Source organism: Paraburkholderia sp. BR10954 (genome assembly GCF_040965775.1).
GTDB lineage: Bacteria > Pseudomonadota > Gammaproteobacteria > Burkholderiales > Burkholderiaceae > Paraburkholderia > Paraburkholderia youngii.
Genome location: NZ_JBFRCK010000029.1, coordinates 18,476 through 34,259, shown reverse-complemented (window position 1 = coordinate 34,259; position 15,784 = coordinate 18,476). Strand labels below are relative to the sequence as shown.

Annotated in this window: 12 protein-coding genes and 1 pseudogene; 5 read left to right on the top strand and 8 right to left on the bottom strand. The window is 63.3% G+C overall.

What is annotated here, in order from left to right; translation table 11 throughout:
• Positions 1 to 39: 39 nt before the first annotated feature.
• The gene (locus tag AB4Y34_RS30765; RefSeq protein WP_018435610.1) at positions 40 to 900 is read right to left on the bottom strand and encodes a LysR family transcriptional regulator; all 861 of its coding nucleotides are present in this window, start codon (positions 898 to 900) and stop codon (positions 40 to 42) included.
• Between the two features lie 85 nt (positions 901 to 985).
• Between AB4Y34_RS30765 and AB4Y34_RS30760 the strand changes: the two genes are divergently transcribed.
• From AB4Y34_RS30760 to AB4Y34_RS30750, 3 genes and pseudogenes are all read left to right on the top strand, one after another.
• Positions 986 to 2,449 carry a DHA2 family efflux MFS transporter permease subunit gene (locus tag AB4Y34_RS30760; RefSeq protein WP_368718144.1) on the top strand — a complete coding sequence of 488 codons (1,464 nt, stop codon included), beginning with the start codon at positions 986 to 988 and terminating at the stop codon, positions 2,447 to 2,449.
• 94 nt (positions 2,450 to 2,543) lie between these two features.
• Positions 2,544 to 3,057 (top strand): annotated as a pseudogene (locus tag AB4Y34_RS30755) (LysR family transcriptional regulator); the annotation flags it as partial.
• 104 nt (positions 3,058 to 3,161) lie between these two features.
• The gene (locus AB4Y34_RS30750; protein WP_368718143.1) at positions 3,162 to 3,389 is read left to right on the top strand and encodes a hypothetical protein; all 228 of its coding nucleotides are present in this window, start codon (positions 3,162 to 3,164) and stop codon (positions 3,387 to 3,389) included.
• A 39-nt stretch (positions 3,390 to 3,428) separates the two neighbouring features.
• Here AB4Y34_RS30750 and AB4Y34_RS30745 read toward each other — a convergent pair whose 3' ends face one another.
• Complete coding sequence (locus AB4Y34_RS30745; RefSeq protein WP_368718142.1) at positions 3,429 to 3,611, bottom strand: hypothetical protein; 183 nt, start codon at positions 3,609 to 3,611, stop codon at positions 3,429 to 3,431.
• Between the two features lie 2 nt (positions 3,612 to 3,613).
• Between AB4Y34_RS30745 and AB4Y34_RS30740 the strand changes: the two genes are divergently transcribed.
• Complete coding sequence (locus AB4Y34_RS30740; RefSeq protein WP_368718141.1) at positions 3,614 to 4,732, top strand: glycosyltransferase family 2 protein; 1,119 nt, start codon at positions 3,614 to 3,616, stop codon at positions 4,730 to 4,732.
• 154 nt (positions 4,733 to 4,886) lie between these two features.
• Positions 4,887 to 5,108 (top strand): hypothetical protein, encoded by a 222-nt coding sequence (locus AB4Y34_RS30735; protein ID WP_176108377.1) that lies wholly within the window; start codon positions 4,887 to 4,889, stop codon positions 5,106 to 5,108.
• A gap of 135 nt (positions 5,109 to 5,243) precedes the next feature.
• On the opposite strand, the gene AB4Y34_RS30730 is transcribed toward AB4Y34_RS30735, so the two are convergent.
• The 6 genes from AB4Y34_RS30730 to AB4Y34_RS30705 form a co-directional block, all read right to left on the bottom strand.
• Positions 5,244 to 6,551 (bottom strand): MFS family transporter, encoded by a 1,308-nt coding sequence (locus AB4Y34_RS30730; RefSeq protein ID WP_368587241.1) that lies wholly within the window; start codon positions 6,549 to 6,551, stop codon positions 5,244 to 5,246.
• Between the two features lie 288 nt (positions 6,552 to 6,839).
• A complete protein-coding gene (locus AB4Y34_RS30725) occupies positions 6,840 to 8,363 on the bottom strand; it encodes a SpoVR family protein (RefSeq protein ID WP_176385035.1) in 1,524 nt (507 codons plus the stop codon).
• 237 nt (positions 8,364 to 8,600) lie between these two features.
• Positions 8,601 to 9,872, bottom strand: coding sequence for a YeaH/YhbH family protein (locus tag AB4Y34_RS30720; RefSeq protein ID WP_176126235.1), 1,272 nt, complete (start codon positions 9,870 to 9,872; stop codon positions 8,601 to 8,603).
• A 162-nt stretch (positions 9,873 to 10,034) separates the two neighbouring features.
• Positions 10,035 to 11,957 (bottom strand): PrkA family serine protein kinase, encoded by a 1,923-nt coding sequence (locus tag AB4Y34_RS30715; protein WP_176126234.1) that lies wholly within the window; start codon positions 11,955 to 11,957, stop codon positions 10,035 to 10,037.
• 618 nt (positions 11,958 to 12,575) lie between these two features.
• Positions 12,576 to 13,337 carry a 2-keto-4-pentenoate hydratase gene (locus AB4Y34_RS30710; protein ID WP_176385037.1) on the bottom strand — a complete coding sequence of 254 codons (762 nt, stop codon included), beginning with the start codon at positions 13,335 to 13,337 and terminating at the stop codon, positions 12,576 to 12,578.
• Between the two features lie 366 nt (positions 13,338 to 13,703).
• Complete coding sequence (locus AB4Y34_RS30705; RefSeq protein ID WP_368718140.1) at positions 13,704 to 15,482, bottom strand: methyl-accepting chemotaxis protein; 1,779 nt, start codon at positions 15,480 to 15,482, stop codon at positions 13,704 to 13,706.
• Positions 15,483 to 15,784: the final 302 nt, after the last annotated feature.

The following is a 15,784-nucleotide window of genomic DNA, read 5'->3' as shown; positions in this document are numbered from 1 at the left end:
GCGGCATAAGCGGCGGCATGAGGTGATGCACTGCCCGCCTCACTCGCCGATCCACGACCCGCGCAGATCGCTGTCATGCAGCAACTGCAGCAGCGTGCCGGCCGGGCGGCTCAAGCGCTTCGCCGCCAGCGCAATGAATTCCACCGACGGCAACGTCGGCAACCCGGCCGCATTCAACGGCGGCGCGAGCCCGCGTGCGGCCAGATACTGCGGCCGCACGGTGATGCCGAGTCCGCCGCGCGCAGCCGCGATACAGCCGGAATGACTGCTGCTCGTGCAGACGATCTGCCAGCTCGCGCCGGCTTCGGCGAGCGCATCGAGCACGACCGCGCGCGTCACGCTCGGCTCGGCGACCAGAATTAGCGGCAACGGCTGGCTCAGATCGACGAGCGTGCCGGTTCGCGCGAGCCATTCGAGCCGCCCGGTGAAAAGCGGCACGCCGCGCCGGTCGCCGAGCCGGCGCTTGCCGACCAGCAGATCGATCGCGCCCGCGTCGAGCAGCTCGTAGAGCCTGCCGGTCATGCCGATCGTGATTTCGAGCTCGACGTCGGGATGCGCGTTGCGAAACGCCGCCAGCACGGTGGGCAGCGGGCCGAGCGCGATGTCGTCCGACGAGCCGAGCCGCACGCGCCCCTTCAGACGCGGCGCGCGAAATTGCGACTCCGCGCGCGATAACGCCTGCAGGATCACGCTTGCATGCGCGAGCATCGCTTCGCCGTCGGGCGTCATCGCGAGCGAATGGGTGTCGCGCACGAACAGGCGCCGGCCCACGCTCTGTTCGAGGCGCCGGATATGTTCGCTGACGCTCGACTGCGTCAGGTCGAGCCGCCGCCCCGCCTCGGTGAAGCTATGGCAGGCTGCGACGGTCGAGAAGGTCTTCAGCCAGATCGGATTGAGCATGCGTGATTGTCGCGCTGCTCATCGGTATTGTCGATAACAGTCAGCGAGCTTAGTGGGGTTCCCGATTGACGGGGATGTCAATAAGATGACGGAATTCCGCCTTGCCCCGCTCCGGTGGCGCTTTGCCGCCGCGCCCGCTGTCGAAACCATGACCAAGCATTCGTCTCAAACCGCCCTACTGTGGATCGTCGCCGCCGGCTTCTTCATGCAGTCGCTCGATACGACGATCGTCAACACCGCGCTGCCGTCGATCGCGAACAGCCTGCACGTCGCGCCGCTCGCGATGCAACCGGTCGTCGTCGCCTACACGCTGACGATGGCGATGCTGACGCCCGCCTCCGGCTGGCTTGCCGACCGCTTCGGCACCCGCCGCGTCTATTTCGCCGCGATTCTCGTGTTCGTGCTCGGCTCGATCTGCTGCGCGAGCGCGCACACGCTCGGCGAGCTCGTGATGGCGCGGGTGCTGCAAGGCCTCGGCGGCTCGATGCTGCTGCCGATCGGACGTCTCGCGGTGCTGCGCAGCGTGTCGGGCGAGCAATATGTATCGGCGCTCGCGTTCATTTCGATCGCGGGCCAGCTCGGGCCGATCGCCGGGCCGACGCTCGGCGGCTGGTTCGTGCAGGCGATCACATGGCACTGGATCTTTCTGATCAACGTGCCGATCGGCGCGCTCGGCCTGTACGCGGTGCACCGCTTTCTGCCGTCGCATGACGAGACGCAGGCGCCGCCCTTCGATGTGATCGGCTGCGCGCTGCTGTCGCTGTGCATGATCGCGTTTTCGCTCGCGATCGACGCGCCGGTCCCGTCGCATCGCGCGGCGTGGTCGGCGGGGCTGTTCGCGTTGGCGGTCGCCTGCGCGCTCGCCTACATTCCGTACGCGAGAAACCGCGGCAATCCGCTATTCAGGCTGTCGCTGTTCGGCGAGCCGAATTTCAGCGTCGGCCTGATCGGCAACCTCGTATGCCGGGTCGGTTCGAGCGCGGTGCCGTTCCTCGTGCCGCTCCTGCTGCAGTTGCAGCTCGGCTACTCGCCGCTGCACTCCGGGCTGATGATGCTGCCCGCGGCGCTCGCCGGCACGCTCGCGAAACGCTGGATCGCGCCGCTCGTGCGCCGCTACGGCTACGACACGTTCCTGCTGGTCAACACGATCATCGTCGGCTCGGCGATCATCGCGTTCTCGCTGATTTCGCGCGGCACACCGCTCGTGGTCGAAATCGCGATTCTCGCGGTGTTCGGCGCGGCCAACTCGATGCAGTACGCGGCGATGAATAGCATCACGCTGAAGGACCTGTCGCACGAAGACGCGGGCATGGGCAATAGCCTGTTCTCGATGGTGCAGATGCTGGCGATCGGGCTCGGCGTGTCGATCGGCGGCGGGCTCGTCAATCTGTTCGCGGATCAGTGGGGCTCGGCGGAACTCGGCTTCCGGCTCGCGTTCGTGTGCGTCGGCGTGATCACGCTGGTGTCCGCGTGGATCTTCCGTCATCTGGACGCCCAGTCCGGTACGCGCGTGATTCGCGGCCAGGCTGCGCAGAGCGCGGGGCGTTGAGCCGCGACGCGTTTGCTCGCGTGTCGACGCATGAATTCGAAAGGTCTTCGCGTTAGCATGTCTGGCATCCATGGCTACCCGGCAGGTATCCCCGATGCCATTCGATGAGCGCGTGCTGAACGGCATCGGCGTGCTGACGGCGATCGTCGATTGCGGCAGTTTCGCGGCCGCGGGCGAAGCGCTCGACATGTCGCAATCGGGCGTAAGCCGCTCGGTTGCCCGGCTCGAAGCACGCCTCGGCATTCGCCTGTTCGACCGCACCACGCGCTCGGTTACGCTGACCGACGAAGGCCGGCGTTTCTACGAGCAGATCGTGCCGCTGCTCGGCGGACTCGAGGAAGCGGCGGCCTCCGCCGCGCAGGGTACGACCGCAGGGGCGGCTGACCGTCAACGACGTCGGCACGCTGCATAGCGTATGCGTGGCGGGCCAAGGGATCGCGCAGATTCTCGCGCTCGGCGCGGAGTCGCTGCTCGCGAGCGGCAAACTGATCGAGCTCTTTGCGGATTGGGGCGACGAGGTGTACCCGCTGTATGCGCTGTATCCGTCGCGGCACCACCCGCCGGCCAAAGTGCGCGCATTTCTCGACTTCATCATCTCGCTGACCGGCCCAAGCCGCGCCACCCGGCCGCCTGAGCGCAGGGCTGCTGTTTGCCGCCCGCCGGGGTCCGCGTCTTGCTATCGGAGCTTTGTCTTCCCTCCAGGAGAGCAGCGATGAGCAAGACGACGGAAAAACCCCAAGGCGAAACCAAAAACCCGGGCGAAAACGAAACGAAAAGCGAGGCCGGCACCCAGACCGAGGATTTAGCGCATCCGCACCACGCCGTGCATAGCGACAATGCGAAGAGCAAGATGCCAGAGCGCCACGGCGAGGACCACAAGCAGTCCCCGGCAGACCGTCCGGGCAAAAAGCGCGGCGACGACGAACCGTCTGTCGGTTGAAAAACCCCCGTACCACGGCGGCCTGACTGCTTCATGCATTCAGGCCGCATCACTTTTGGCTTCCAGTGCCTTTCTGTAAGCAAACATTTCTTCCTCATTTTTACCGAATATTTTTTCAGCGCCTTGGACTATTTTGCTGCTAGCAGCGAAGTGTGCGCCCTCCGAACCGGCCGCTCCGCTTTGCGCCAATTCATGCCGCTTCCGATCGTTAAAAGGCGTCATTCATGTCCAACGCGTCCAGTACTCTCCTCGCCCGTGCGGCCATCGCCCAAGTGTCCATCTGTGTGCCGACCTGCAATCGTCCCGAACTGCTCGTCGAGTGCGTCGACTCGTGCCTCGCGCAAAGCTATCCGCATGTGGAAATTGTGATTGGCGATGATTCGACGGACTCCCGCTCACGGCAACTGATCTTGCAGCGTTACCGCGACGAGCCGCGCGTGCGCTACGAGAAGCACGAGCGGCCGCTTGGCCAGGCGCGCAATGTGTCGAGCCTGTTCGAGCGGGCGCGCGGCGACAAGATCCTGTTGATCCACGACGACGATCTGCTGACGAGCGACGCCGTCGGCAAACTCGTGTCGCTCTGGCAGCGCTATCCGGGGCTCGATGCGGCATTCGGCGCCCAGTACGAAGCGGATCACGACGGTGCGATCGACCGCGCCGCGAGCGAGCGCCTGAACGCGGCGTTCCGGCGCACCCAGGCCAATGAGGGGCTGCAGCCGCTCGCGGGCCGCACCGGCCTGATCCAGATGTTTCCGAACAATGGCTGGACGGCCGACGCGCGGCTCGTGAAGCGGATCGGCTACGACGATCGATACGGCGTCTGCTGCGACTACGTGTTCGGCACCGAGCTATGCCTTGCCGCGCGCGAGGTGTTTTATCTGCACGACTACGTGTCGGTGTATCGGAAGACCGCGACGTCGATCTCGCACAGCACGCGCGGCACGAACACGGCAGCGCCGTTGAGCGCCTATGGGTTCGTGAAGTCGCTGCGACTGCCGGCGCGGCTCGAAGCGTCGCGGCGGCTGGCGCTGCGGCGGCTCGTACCGATCGTCGTGTCGATTCACGCGAGAAACGGCGACGCGCGCGCGGGCTGGCGGATCGCGCGCAAGCATCTGTTCGCCTACGACTACGGCTTTAGCGCGCGGCTTTACTACCACCTGCTGATGCTGGCGCGCGCGGCGTGGCGCGCACGTCTGCCGACGGCGAGCGCGGCGGCCGATGCTGCCGCGCGCGGCGCGGCGCCGTCGATCGCGACGGTCGCGGCGAATGAGGCCGCGAGGGTCGAAGAGTTCGTCGACAAGCTGGTCGATGAATTCGTCGGCGACCGCTCGAAGCCGGTGTGAGCAGCGAGAAGCGCGTCGCGAACCGGACGGAGCGCGAGCGCAAGCCGATTTTCTGCTAAGCATTCCCTGCTTAGCAAACGCGTATTCGTTACTTGGTGCCGAGCGCGCCGCTGATTACGATGGGCACGACCCGTCATCGCAGAGGTGCTTCGCCATGTCAGACAATGCGTGTTTCAGACCGCGCGTGATCGAACCGGTCGTCGAAGATCAACCCGAAGGACTCGGCCTCGCGGTCGAGCTATGGTTCGCCCAACCGATCGACGGCATCGCGGGGCGTGCGGTACAGATTCATCTGCGCAGCGGCGCGAGGATGGAACAGGCCGAGAGCTTGCGCGACCTGCTGCATGCGTGGGGGACACGGATCGTCGTCAGTTGAGCGGAGCGCGCTGCTGCCAGTTCGCGTAGTGGCGCGCGAACGTCGATGCGATGAAAAACGGCGGTCCGGTTGCCCCCGGACCGCCGCTCGAATGCTTCATCGCGGCACGGCGTTTCGCCGTGCCCGGCTAGCGGCTCACGGCTCGTGCCGCAGATACCCTTCCGTCGATGGATCACGCATGCGCAGCGACACGATACCCGCGAGTGCGCACAGCGCCGTTACATACCAGAAGAACATCGTCTCGACGCCGGCCGACTTCAGCCACAGCGCGACATATTCTGCCGAGCCGCCGAAGATCGCATTGGCGACCGCATACGACAGCCCCACGCCGAGCGCACGCACTTGTGGTGGGAACATTTCCGCCTTGATCAGGCCGCTGATCGACGTATAGAAGCTGACGATCGCCAGCGCGACGACGACGAGCGCGAACGCCGCGACCGGACTCGTCACGTCCTTCAGCGCATGCAGCAGCGGCACCGTGCCGAGCGTCGCGAACAAGCCGAAGCACAGCATCGAATTGCGTCGGCCGATCCTGTCGGACAGCGCGCCGAACGCCGGCTGCATCAGCATGTAGACGAACAGCGCGGCGGTCATCACCGAGCTCGCGGTCTTCGCGTGCATGCCGGCCGTGTTGACCAGGTATTTCTGCATATACGTGGTGAACGTATAGAAGATCAGCGAGCCGCCGGCCGTGAAGCCGAGCACCGTCATGAACGCGGCCTTGTGCTCCCACAAGCCGCGCAGCGTACCCGCCTCCTTGCGCTGACGGGTCGCGGCGGTGGTGGTTTCGTCGAGCGATTTACGCAGATAGAGCGAGACCAGCGCAGAAATCGCACCGATTGCAAACGGCACGCGCCAGCCCCACGCCTTCAGTTCGTCGGTCGTCAGCAACTGCTGCAGGACCACCAGTACGAGCAGCGCGAACAGCTGACCGCCGATCAGCGTCACATACTGGAACGACGCGAAGAAGCCACGCCGGCCCTTCAATGCGACTTCGCTCATATAGGTCGCGCTGGTGCCGTATTCGCCGCCCACCGACAGGCCCTGGAACAGCCGCGCGATCAGCAGCAGCGCCGGCGCGAGCGCGCCGATCTGCGCGTACGTGGGCAGCATCGCGATCACGAGCGAGCCGCCGCACATCATGAAGACCGACACCATCATCGCGGTGCGGCGGCCGCGCTTGTCGGCGAGCCGGCCGAAGAACCAGCCGCCGATCGGGCGCATCAGGAAGCCGGCGGCGAACACCCCGGCCGTGTTGAGCAACTGCGTGGTGGTGTTGCCGCTAGGAAAGAACGACGGCGCGAAATACAGCGCCGTGAACGAATACACGTAGAAGTCGAACCATTCGACAAGATTGCCCGATGAAGCGCCGACGATCGCGAAGATGCGGCGCCGGGTGTCGTCCGCTTGTGCGACGACGGGTTGGTCGGTTAGATCGTTCATGCTGATGTCGGTCCTTTTTTCTCTAAACGAGGATGACGCTCGTGACGCCGCCTTCATGCGCGTCGCGGACAACCGCACACGCGCGCGCGGCGAATTTTACATAAGTGAAAAGTTCAGATGGGGTTTTGTCTGCGGAACTGCAGGAAAGCCCTGGGTACGGGCCGGCGGCGAATTTAGAACTGCAACCAAAACGAAGCCCCGCCAGCCGCGAGGCTGCGGGGGCTTCGGGTAATCGACGCGGACCGCCCGGGCAAGGTTTCGAACCGTCGCCGCGCTCGGACCGAGACGTCAGATTCTCACGGACGGCGGCACGTACCGGCACTCGTAGCGCTTTCTGACGGTACCGTTTTCGTCGACGCTCTCGAGGTACACATCGAATTGCCACAAGCGCGCCATGTGCTTGAGCACTTCGTCGCTATCCGACGACAGGTGCCGGTTGTCGCTCATGAAATGCCGCAACGTCAGGCTGCGATCGCCACGCGTATTGACGGCCCATACCTGAATGTTCGGCTCGCGGTGATGCATGTCGTACTGCCGCGACAGCGCCTGGCGCACGTACTGGTAGCCGCTGTCGTCGTGAATCGCCGACACCTCCAGCGCGTCGCGCATGTCGTCGTCGAGCACCGAAAACAGGCGCATTTCGCGGATCAGATGCGGCGACAGGTACTGCGCAACGAAGCTCTCGTCCTTGAAGTTGCGCATCGCGTAGTGCATCGAGGGCAGCCAGGGACTGCCTGCCAGATCAGGAAACCACTTGCGGTCTTCGTCGGTCGGCGCTTCGCAGATGCGGCGGATGTCGCTCATCATCGAAAAGCCGAGCGCATACGGATTGATGCCGCTGTAATACGGCTTCGTGACCGGCGGCTGATAGACGACGTTGCTGTGCGAGTGGAGGAACTCCATCATGAAGCCGTCTTCCAGCTTGCCCTGGTTGTACATCGTGTTTAGCAGCGTGTAGTGCCAGAACGTCGCCCAGCCTTCGTTCATCACCTGGGTCTGCCGCTGCGGATAGAAATACTGACCGATCTTGCGCACGATGCGGATCACCTCGCGCTCCCACGGCTCGAGCAGCGGCGCGTTTTTCTCCGCGAAATACAGCAGGTTTTCCTGCGGCTCGGGCGGATAACGCTCCTCGACCTCTTCGGGCAGCGGCGTATGGCGCGTGGGCAGCGTGCGCCACAATTCGTTGACCTGCGACTGCAGATACGCCTCGCGCTCGCGCCGCGCGGCGAACTCCTTCTCGAGCGACAGCTTCTGCGGGCGCTTGTAGCGGTCCACGCCGTAATTCATTAGCGCGTGGCACGAATCGAGCAACTCCTCGACGCGATCGAGCCCATAGCGCTCCTCGCATTCCGCGATGTAGTTCTTCGCGTAGACGAGGTAGTCGATGATCGCGTGCGCGTCCGTCCACAAGCGGAACAGATAGTTGCCCTTGAAGAACGAGTTGTGACCATACGCCGCATGCGCGATCACGAGCGCCTGCATCGTCATCGTGTTCTCTTCCATCAGATACGCGATGCAGGGGTTCGAATTGATGACGATTTCGTACGCGAGCCCCATCTGGCCGCGACGATAGCTTTTTTCGGTAGAAAGAAAGTGTTTGCCGAACGACCAGTGACGGTAGTTCACCGGCATGCCGACGGACGCGTAGGCGTCCATCATTTGTTCAGCGCTGATGAGTTCGAGCTGGATCGGATACACGTCGAGCTCGTATTGCTCCGCAACACGGGCAATATGCGAGTCGTACTCTTCGATCAATTCGAAGGTCCAGTCGGACGGGCACGGCAGAGGCCGTCTATCGGCTACGTTCATACGGACTTCCCTTTGCCCCTCGATGGGCGTTCCGGTGTGTCCCGTGCTGCAGCATTGCGGACTGCTCCGGCGCGAGCGGCTGCCGTGCTAGCCGCTCCTGCCTCGGCATGCCCCGACAGTTGCTGCGGCACGCCTTTGTTGCGCTGCGGCGCAGTCGTACGACGGCTTGCCTCAAGTCGTACGATGCATCGCCGCACGCGTCGTGATCCAGATGCCTGGAGCGCAATCAGCGTTCCATCACGAAGTCGCCGCCTGCTTCTCGAACAGCTCGCGAAACACTGGATAGATATCGGCCGCGGTTTCGACCTTCTTCATCGCCATATGCGGTTGCGATAGCGCCAGTTGCGCGTATTCGAGCCACAGATTCTGCTCTTCGGGCGTCACCTGAATATACGCAAAATACCGCACCTTCTGCAGGATGTCATCCGAGAGTATCTTGCGGCACTTCGGCGAATCGTCGGTCCAATTGTCGCCGTCCGAAGCCTGCGCCCCGTAAATGTTCCATTCAGTTGGCGAGTAGCGTTCCTCCATCACCTTGCGCATCAGTTCGAGCGCGCTCGACACCACCGTGCCACCGCTTTCGGTCGAGTGGAAGAACGTATCTTCGTCGACTTCCTCGGCGCGCGTGTGGTGGCGAATGAACACCACTTCGATGCGCTCGTAGTTACGCTTCAGAAACAGGTACAGCAGGATGAAAAAGCGCTTCGCGAGATCCTTCCGCTGCTCGTCCATCGAGCCGGACACGTCCATCAGGCAGAACATCACTGCCTGACTCGACGGCGTGGGTTGCTTCACGCGATTCACGTAGCGCAGATCGAACGGATCGATGAACGGAATCCGCCAGATGCGTCCTTTCAGATGGTGGATGTCGTCTTCGAGCAGCTTGATCTCTTCGCGGCGATCGGCGGGATCCGCCTTCAGCTCTTCGAGCTGCCGCTCCATCTCGTGCAACTGGTTGACGAGCGGCGCGCCGAGCGCGATGCGCCGGCCGAGCGCGCTGCGCAGCGAGCGCACCACGTCGATGTTGTTCGGCGTGCCCTCCGCGGCCCAGCCCGCGCGGATGCTTTTCCACGTCGGCACGGCCATCAGATGGGTTTTGACGAGACGCGGCAGTTCGAGGTCGTCGAAGAAATACTGCATGAACTCTTCGCGGCTCAGCTCGAACACGAAGTCGTCCTGACCCTCGCCCTCGTTGCTGGCCTGACTGCCGCCTCCGCCGCCACCACCGCCTTGCGGGCGCTGGATCTTGTCGCCGCGGATGTAGTCCGAGTTGCCGGGATGCACCATCTCGCGCCGGCCGCCCGGTCCGTGACGGAACGACGGCTCCGCGATGTCCTTGCGCGGAATGGTGATGCTCTGGGTGTTCTGGATATCTTTGATGCTGCGGTCGCGCACCGCTTCCGAAACGGCGCGACGGATATAGTTTTTGACGCGGCGCAAAAAACGCTCGCGATTCGCAATACTCTTGTTCTTGCCTGCCAACCTGCGGTCGATGATTTGATGAAGCACGCCCGGTCTCCCGTCCGTGCAACCGCGTTTGCTCTGCGGCCGCACTAATATTTCCGGTGCGCGAGACGCCCGCCGCGCAGTGCATGCTATGCGGCTTGCGCCTCGCCGGTTGCCCGTACGGTCGAACCGTACGGGCGGCACATCATGAGTATCATGCGCGCATCACGATGACTTGCGCACGCGCAGATACCAGTCGCACAACAAGCGCACCTGTTTCGGCGTATAGCCCTTCGCCACCATGCGATTGACGAAGTCTTCGTGCTTGCGCTGCTCTTCGGCCGAGCCCTTCGCGTTAAACGAGATCACCGGCAACAGTTCTTCCGTATTCGAGAACATCTTCTTTTCGATCACGACGCGCAGCTTCTCGTAGCTGATCCACGCGGGGTTCTTGCCCGCATTCGCAGCCCGCGCGCGCAGCACGAAGTTCACGATCTCGTTGCGGAAATCCTTCGGGTTGCTGATGCCCGCCGGCTTCTCGATCTTCTCCAGCTCGGCGTTCAACGCGGCACGGTCGAAGCTCTCGCCGGTGTCGTGGTCGCGGAACTCCTGATCCTGGATCCAGAAGTCCGCATACGTGACGTAGCGGTCGAAGATGTTTTGACCATACTCGGAGTACGACTCCAGATACGCGGTCTGAATCTCCTTGCCGATGAACTCCGCATAGCGCGACGCGAGCACGTCCTTGATGAAGGAAAGATACTTCTGCTCGGTTTCCGGCGGGAACTGCTCGCGTTCGATCTGCTGTTCGAGCACGTACATCAGATGCACCGGATTGGCCGCGACCTCGGTCGAGTCGAAGTTGAACACGCGCGACAGAATCTTGAACGCGAAGCGGGTCGACACCCCGGTCATGCCTTCGTCGACGCCCGCGAAGTCGCGGTACTCCTGGTACGACTTCGCCTTCGGGTCCGTGTCCTTCAGATTCTCGCCGTCGTAGACCTGCATCTTCGAGAACAGGCTGGAGTTTTCCGGCTCCTGCAAACGCGTGAGCACGGACATCTGCGCCATCATCTTCAGCGTGCCAGGCGCACAGACCGCGTTGGCCAGCGACGAGTTGCGCAGCAGCTTCTCGTAGATCTTGACCTCTTCGCTATAGCGCAGGCAGTACGGCACCTTGACGACGAAGATCCGGTCGAGCAGCGCTTCGTTGTTACGGTTGTTGCGGAACGCCTTCCACTCCGACTCGTTCGAGTGAGCGAGGATGATGCCGTCGAACGGGATCGCGCCGAAGCCTTCCGTACCCTTGAAGTTGCCCTCCTGGGTCGCGGTGAGCAGCGGGTGCAACACCTTGATCGGCGCCTTGAACATTTCGACGAACTCGAGCAGGCCCTGATTGGCGAGGCACAGGCCGCCCGAGTAGCTGTACGCGTCGGCGTCGTCCTGCGCGTACTGTTCGAGCTTGCGGATGTCGACCTTGCCGACCAGCGACGAAATGTCCTGATTGTTCTCGTCGCCCGGTTCAGTCTTCGAGATAGCAATCTGACGAAGGATCGACGGATAGCGGCGCACCACGCGGAACTTGCGGATGTCGCCGTTGTACTCATGCAGACGCTTGACCGCCCACGGACTCAGGATGCCTCGCAGGTAGCGGCGAGGAATGCCATATTGCTCTTCGAGGATCGGACCGTCTTCCTCGTAGTCGAACAGACCGAGCGGCGATTCATTGACGGGCGAGCCCTTGATCGCATAGAACGGTACGCGCTCCATCAGTTGCTTCAGCCGTTCCGCGATCGACGACTTGCCGCCGCCGACCGGTCCTAACAGATACAGTATCTGCTTCTTTTCTTCGAGCCCCTGGGCCGAATGCCGGAAGTAGGCGACCACCTGCTCGATCACCTCTTCCATTCCGTAGAACTCTCGGAATGCGGGGTATACCTTGATGACCTTGTTCGCGAAGATACGCGATAAACGCGGATCGTTGCGAGTGTCGATCTGTTCCGGTTCTCCGATTGCCGTCAACATGCGTTCGCCTGCAGTGGCGTACGCGGCGGGATTGTCTTTGCAGAGCGCGAGATACTCCTCGAGCGAGAGTTCATCCTCCCGTGTTTTCTCGAAGCGGGTCGCGAAACTGCTGTAGATATCCATGCTACCTCCTCGCCGAAGTCTGGAGCGATGTCGTGCGCGGCGCGCTATTCGGAAACGACATCGCTCGAATTCATCCTAAACCCTTTTAAATTTTTTTTCACGAACTACGTTGCGAAAATCGCTCCGTAACCGCGAAGCTACAGTCCTCACTTGGAAACAAAGAATCGACCACCTACAATTTTTCACTCACGCCGCAACGAATCAAATCATCCGCTGCTCCGCTGTACCGTTACTTTCTTCAGCACCGCATCGCTATTCAGTGCTCCTGCACGACTTCGCTTTACCGCTGCATCGCGCCATGACGTCGCGTTGCTATTGCACATACCGTACCTGCACCGTCGACCCTTCACAAAAATGCGGCTGTCTGCGCACGCACACTTCGTCACAAAAGCAGGCACACCCCTGATCCGTATGACTGGATGACGGCAGCCGCTCGCGCCGCTCTCATAGGTGTATACGGAAAGAAGCGGCAAAGTTGCAACAAATGGAGTCGAACAGGTTAACGATTCAAAGACTGCCACTGTTTTGAATTCGCCAAAATAAAAACGGCTGCACGCGGGCAGCCGTTTGGAATGGATGAAGCGTTGTAATTTGCGGTTACAACCGCCGCAGCATCGATCAGGTCAGTTCAATTTCCACTTCACCCAACCCATCGATATGTCCACGCACGATGCCGGGCTCGTCGATCTTGTGCGCGCCGACGTATGAGCCGGTGGTCAGGGTCCAGTCGCGCTCGATCGTGATCCCCATCGCCGCGCAATGGTTGACGAACCAGACGAGCAGCTCGCGCGGATCGCCGGCCGGATTGCCGGTCACTTCCGGTATCAGCGAACGGCCGTTGAAGCTCAGCTCCAGTTCCGGCGACACGAAGTCGAAGCCGCGCGCGAGGCTCGCATAGACGGCCGGATGGCCAGTGATCAGCGCGCCGTTGTTCTGCGCGTCGGCTAGCTGCGCGAGCGGCGCGACGTTCGGCCACTCGGTGAAGCGGCTGTCGACGATCTCGATGGCCGGCAGCACGGCGCCGAGCCTGGACAGCACCTCGTCGCGCGCATAGGCCTGAGCGCGCGGCTCGATCGTCACGTCGAAGCGAAACGCGATCTCCAGCTCGACCAGCACGCGAAAGAATCCGTCATGCGCGAGCCGCGCCGGCGACGGCACCACCAGCGAGGCCGGAATCGGCGCGCCCGACGCGGCGCCGCCCGGGGACTTCGCGCCGATCTTCCACGCGCCGGTCGATTCGCCCAGCCCCGCGATCACCGCCTGCTGGATCGCGTAGGCGGTGGCCGCGTCGGGCGGCAGGCTGTCGGGGGCGGGAGCGTCGATCGGCAGGTGCTGCCGGCGTGCCTCGACGAGGTGTTGCGCAAGATCGTAACGCGTCATGTCGGTTCTTTGTGGCTGGCGCATGGCAGGTTCGCAGGACGTAGCAATAAGTGGGAACCACCTGTTGAAGGTGCGGGCAGCCGCGCGCCGCGCACGCGGATCGGGGCCGTGCCCGTCAATGTACCGGATCGCGACACGCGCCGGTGAAAGCCACGCCGCGCGCAAACGTTATTTCTTGCGCGAGCCGAAAAAAAGCCGCACCTGGGGCCCCAGGCGCGGCTTTTCGCGAAGCTATCGTCGTTCGTACGACGCGGATCCCAGACAGCCAGCGAGCGGACGGGAACGGATGTTGCAACGAACCGCGCGTGTTCAATCACCTAATGCGCGACAGCGCCGCCGCCCATGTACACGTGAGTCCGAGCCCGCTCAGAAGGTCTCCCAATCCTGATCACCGCCGGCCGTCGCCGCGGACCTGGCCGGCGCGCGGGTGGGCGCGGCGGCAACCTGCGGCGCGACAGCGGCCACCGTCGCTGCCTTCGCCGGCATCGCCGCCTGCGCCGTAGCCGGCGTGAGCTTGCGTGCGCGCGCGGCGACCGGGCTCGTGGACACCGGGCGCTTCGGCGCCGCAAGCGCGGACGCCCCGTCGTGACCGCCACGGCCGCTGTCGTCGAGCTGGAACACCGCGACCACGTTGCGCAAGCGGGCCGCCTGGTCCTCGAGCGACGACGCCGCGGCGGCCGCTTCCTCGACGAGCGCCGCGTTCTGCTGCGTAACCTCGTCCATCTGCGTGACCGCGCGCGCGACCTGGTCGATGCCGCCGCTCTGCTCTTCGGACGCCGACGCGATCTCGCCCATGATGTCGGTCACGCGCTGCACCGCGCCGATGATTTCGCTCATCGTACGGCCGGCCTCGTCGACCAGCGCCGAGCCCGACTGCACGCGCTCGACCGACGTATCGATCAGCTCCTTGATCTCCTTGGCCGCCGCCGACGAACGCTGCGCGAGGCTGCGCACCTCGCCCGCGACGACCGCGAAGCCGCGCCCTTCCTCGCCGGCGCGCGCCGCCTCGACGGCTGCGTTCAGCGCGAGGATGTTGGTCTGGAAGGCGATGCCCTCGATGATCGAGATGATGTCGGCGATCTTCGCCGAACTCTGGTTGATGTCACCCATCGTGCCGACCACCTGGCCGACCACCGCGCTGCCCTTATTGGCGATCTCCGACGCGCTGGCGGCAAGCGCGCTCGCCTGGCGGGCGTTATCGGCGTTCTGGCGTACGGTGCCGGTCAGCTGCTCCATGCTCGACGCGGTTTCCTGCAGCGCGGACGCCTGCTCTTCAGTGCGCGACGACAGATCGACGTTGCCCGCCGCGATCTGCCGCGTCGCGGTCGCGATCGACTCGCTGCCGCCGCGCACGCTGCGCACCGTTTCGGTGAGGCTGCGCTGCATTCTGGCGATTCCTTCGAGCAGTTGCCCCATTTCGTCGCGCGAAGTCACGACCACCGGACGACGCAGATCGCCGCCCGCGATCGCCTCGAAGTGGCCGAGCGCTTCGTCGAGCGGACGCGCGATCGCGCGGCTCAGCGTCAGATACGACAGCGCCGCCGCCAGCACGCCGAGCACCAGCGCGCCGATGCTGACCATGCGGAACACGTGGAAACTGTTCTGCGCGGAGTCGAAGCCCTGCTTCGCCGAATCGAACTGATATTTTCGCAGTGCGTCGTCGGCGCCGACGAGGTCATTGAAGACGGCCTGCAGATTCTTCGCGTGCTCGACCAGCTTGCTCTGATCGTTCGCCTCGATTGCCGTCGCGAACGCTTCGAGCTGCTGATGCAGCGTGTTGCGCTTCGCGGCGACGTCCTGCGCGAGCCGGTCTTCGTCCGCGTCGCGCGGCAGATCGAGATATTTTTTCCACCACATGTCTGACGTGCTGCCGAGCATGCGCGCACGCTCGATCGTGGATGCCGCTTCCGGCGTACCGACGAGGAACGCGGCGCGGTCGAGCGCGAGTCGCTCGCGCGCCGCGTACATTTCCGCGTTGCCGATGTTCACGGCGCTCGGCATCGCATCGGTGAAAGTGGCTTCATGGGCGTCGTTCGAACGGCCCATGCCGAACAGACCGAAAACGCCGATCGCAACCAGCAACGCGGCGAGGAACGCCATCGTGAGTCCAATTCGCGCCTTGATCGTGATGCCTTTATTCAACATGCTTGGTCCTGTGTGCTGTACTCGATGAGAGACTGCTGCTTGCGCAGCGTGGGGGCGGCGTGAGTTTGGGTCCGGCGCTGTTTTTGAGTCATTGCTCTAACTACCGTTTACGGCAGCGCGTTCATAGACTTGAAGCAATTAAAAGGTATGAACAAAGACGATGTAAGACGTTGAAAGCGAGTTGACGGGAGACGTGTGGGTTCGCGTCGCGTTGGGGAAACGCGACGGTATTCGTCAAAGCACGACTTTTGACGTTTGAAAGGCGGGGAATTGGGCGGATTGCGAGCCGTACGGAGTCGCCC

Coding starts and splice junctions, on each gene's coding strand:
- AB4Y34_RS30740 (WP_368718141.1), top strand. CDS start 3,614: ATGTCCAACGCGTCCAGTACTCTCCTCGCCCGTGCGGCCATCGCCCAA.
- AB4Y34_RS30705 (WP_368718140.1), bottom strand. CDS start 15,482: ATGTTGAATAAAGGCATCACGATCAAGGCGCGAATTGGACTCACGATG.
- AB4Y34_RS30710 (WP_176385037.1), bottom strand. CDS start 13,337: ATGACGCGTTACGATCTTGCGCAACACCTCGTCGAGGCACGCCGGCAG.
- AB4Y34_RS30725 (WP_176385035.1), bottom strand. CDS start 8,363: ATGAACGTAGCCGATAGACGGCCTCTGCCGTGCCCGTCCGACTGGACC.
- AB4Y34_RS30715 (WP_176126234.1), bottom strand. CDS start 11,957: ATGGATATCTACAGCAGTTTCGCGACCCGCTTCGAGAAAACACGGGAG.
- AB4Y34_RS30730 (WP_368587241.1), bottom strand. CDS start 6,551: ATGAACGATCTAACCGACCAACCCGTCGTCGCACAAGCGGACGACACC.
- AB4Y34_RS30735 (WP_176108377.1), top strand. CDS start 4,887: ATGTCAGACAATGCGTGTTTCAGACCGCGCGTGATCGAACCGGTCGTC.
- AB4Y34_RS30750 (WP_368718143.1), top strand. CDS start 3,162: ATGAGCAAGACGACGGAAAAACCCCAAGGCGAAACCAAAAACCCGGGC.
- AB4Y34_RS30745 (WP_368718142.1), bottom strand. CDS start 3,611: ATGACGCCTTTTAACGATCGGAAGCGGCATGAATTGGCGCAAAGCGGA.
- AB4Y34_RS30760 (WP_368718144.1), top strand. CDS start 986: ATGACGGAATTCCGCCTTGCCCCGCTCCGGTGGCGCTTTGCCGCCGCG.
- AB4Y34_RS30765 (WP_018435610.1), bottom strand. CDS start 900: ATGCTCAATCCGATCTGGCTGAAGACCTTCTCGACCGTCGCAGCCTGC.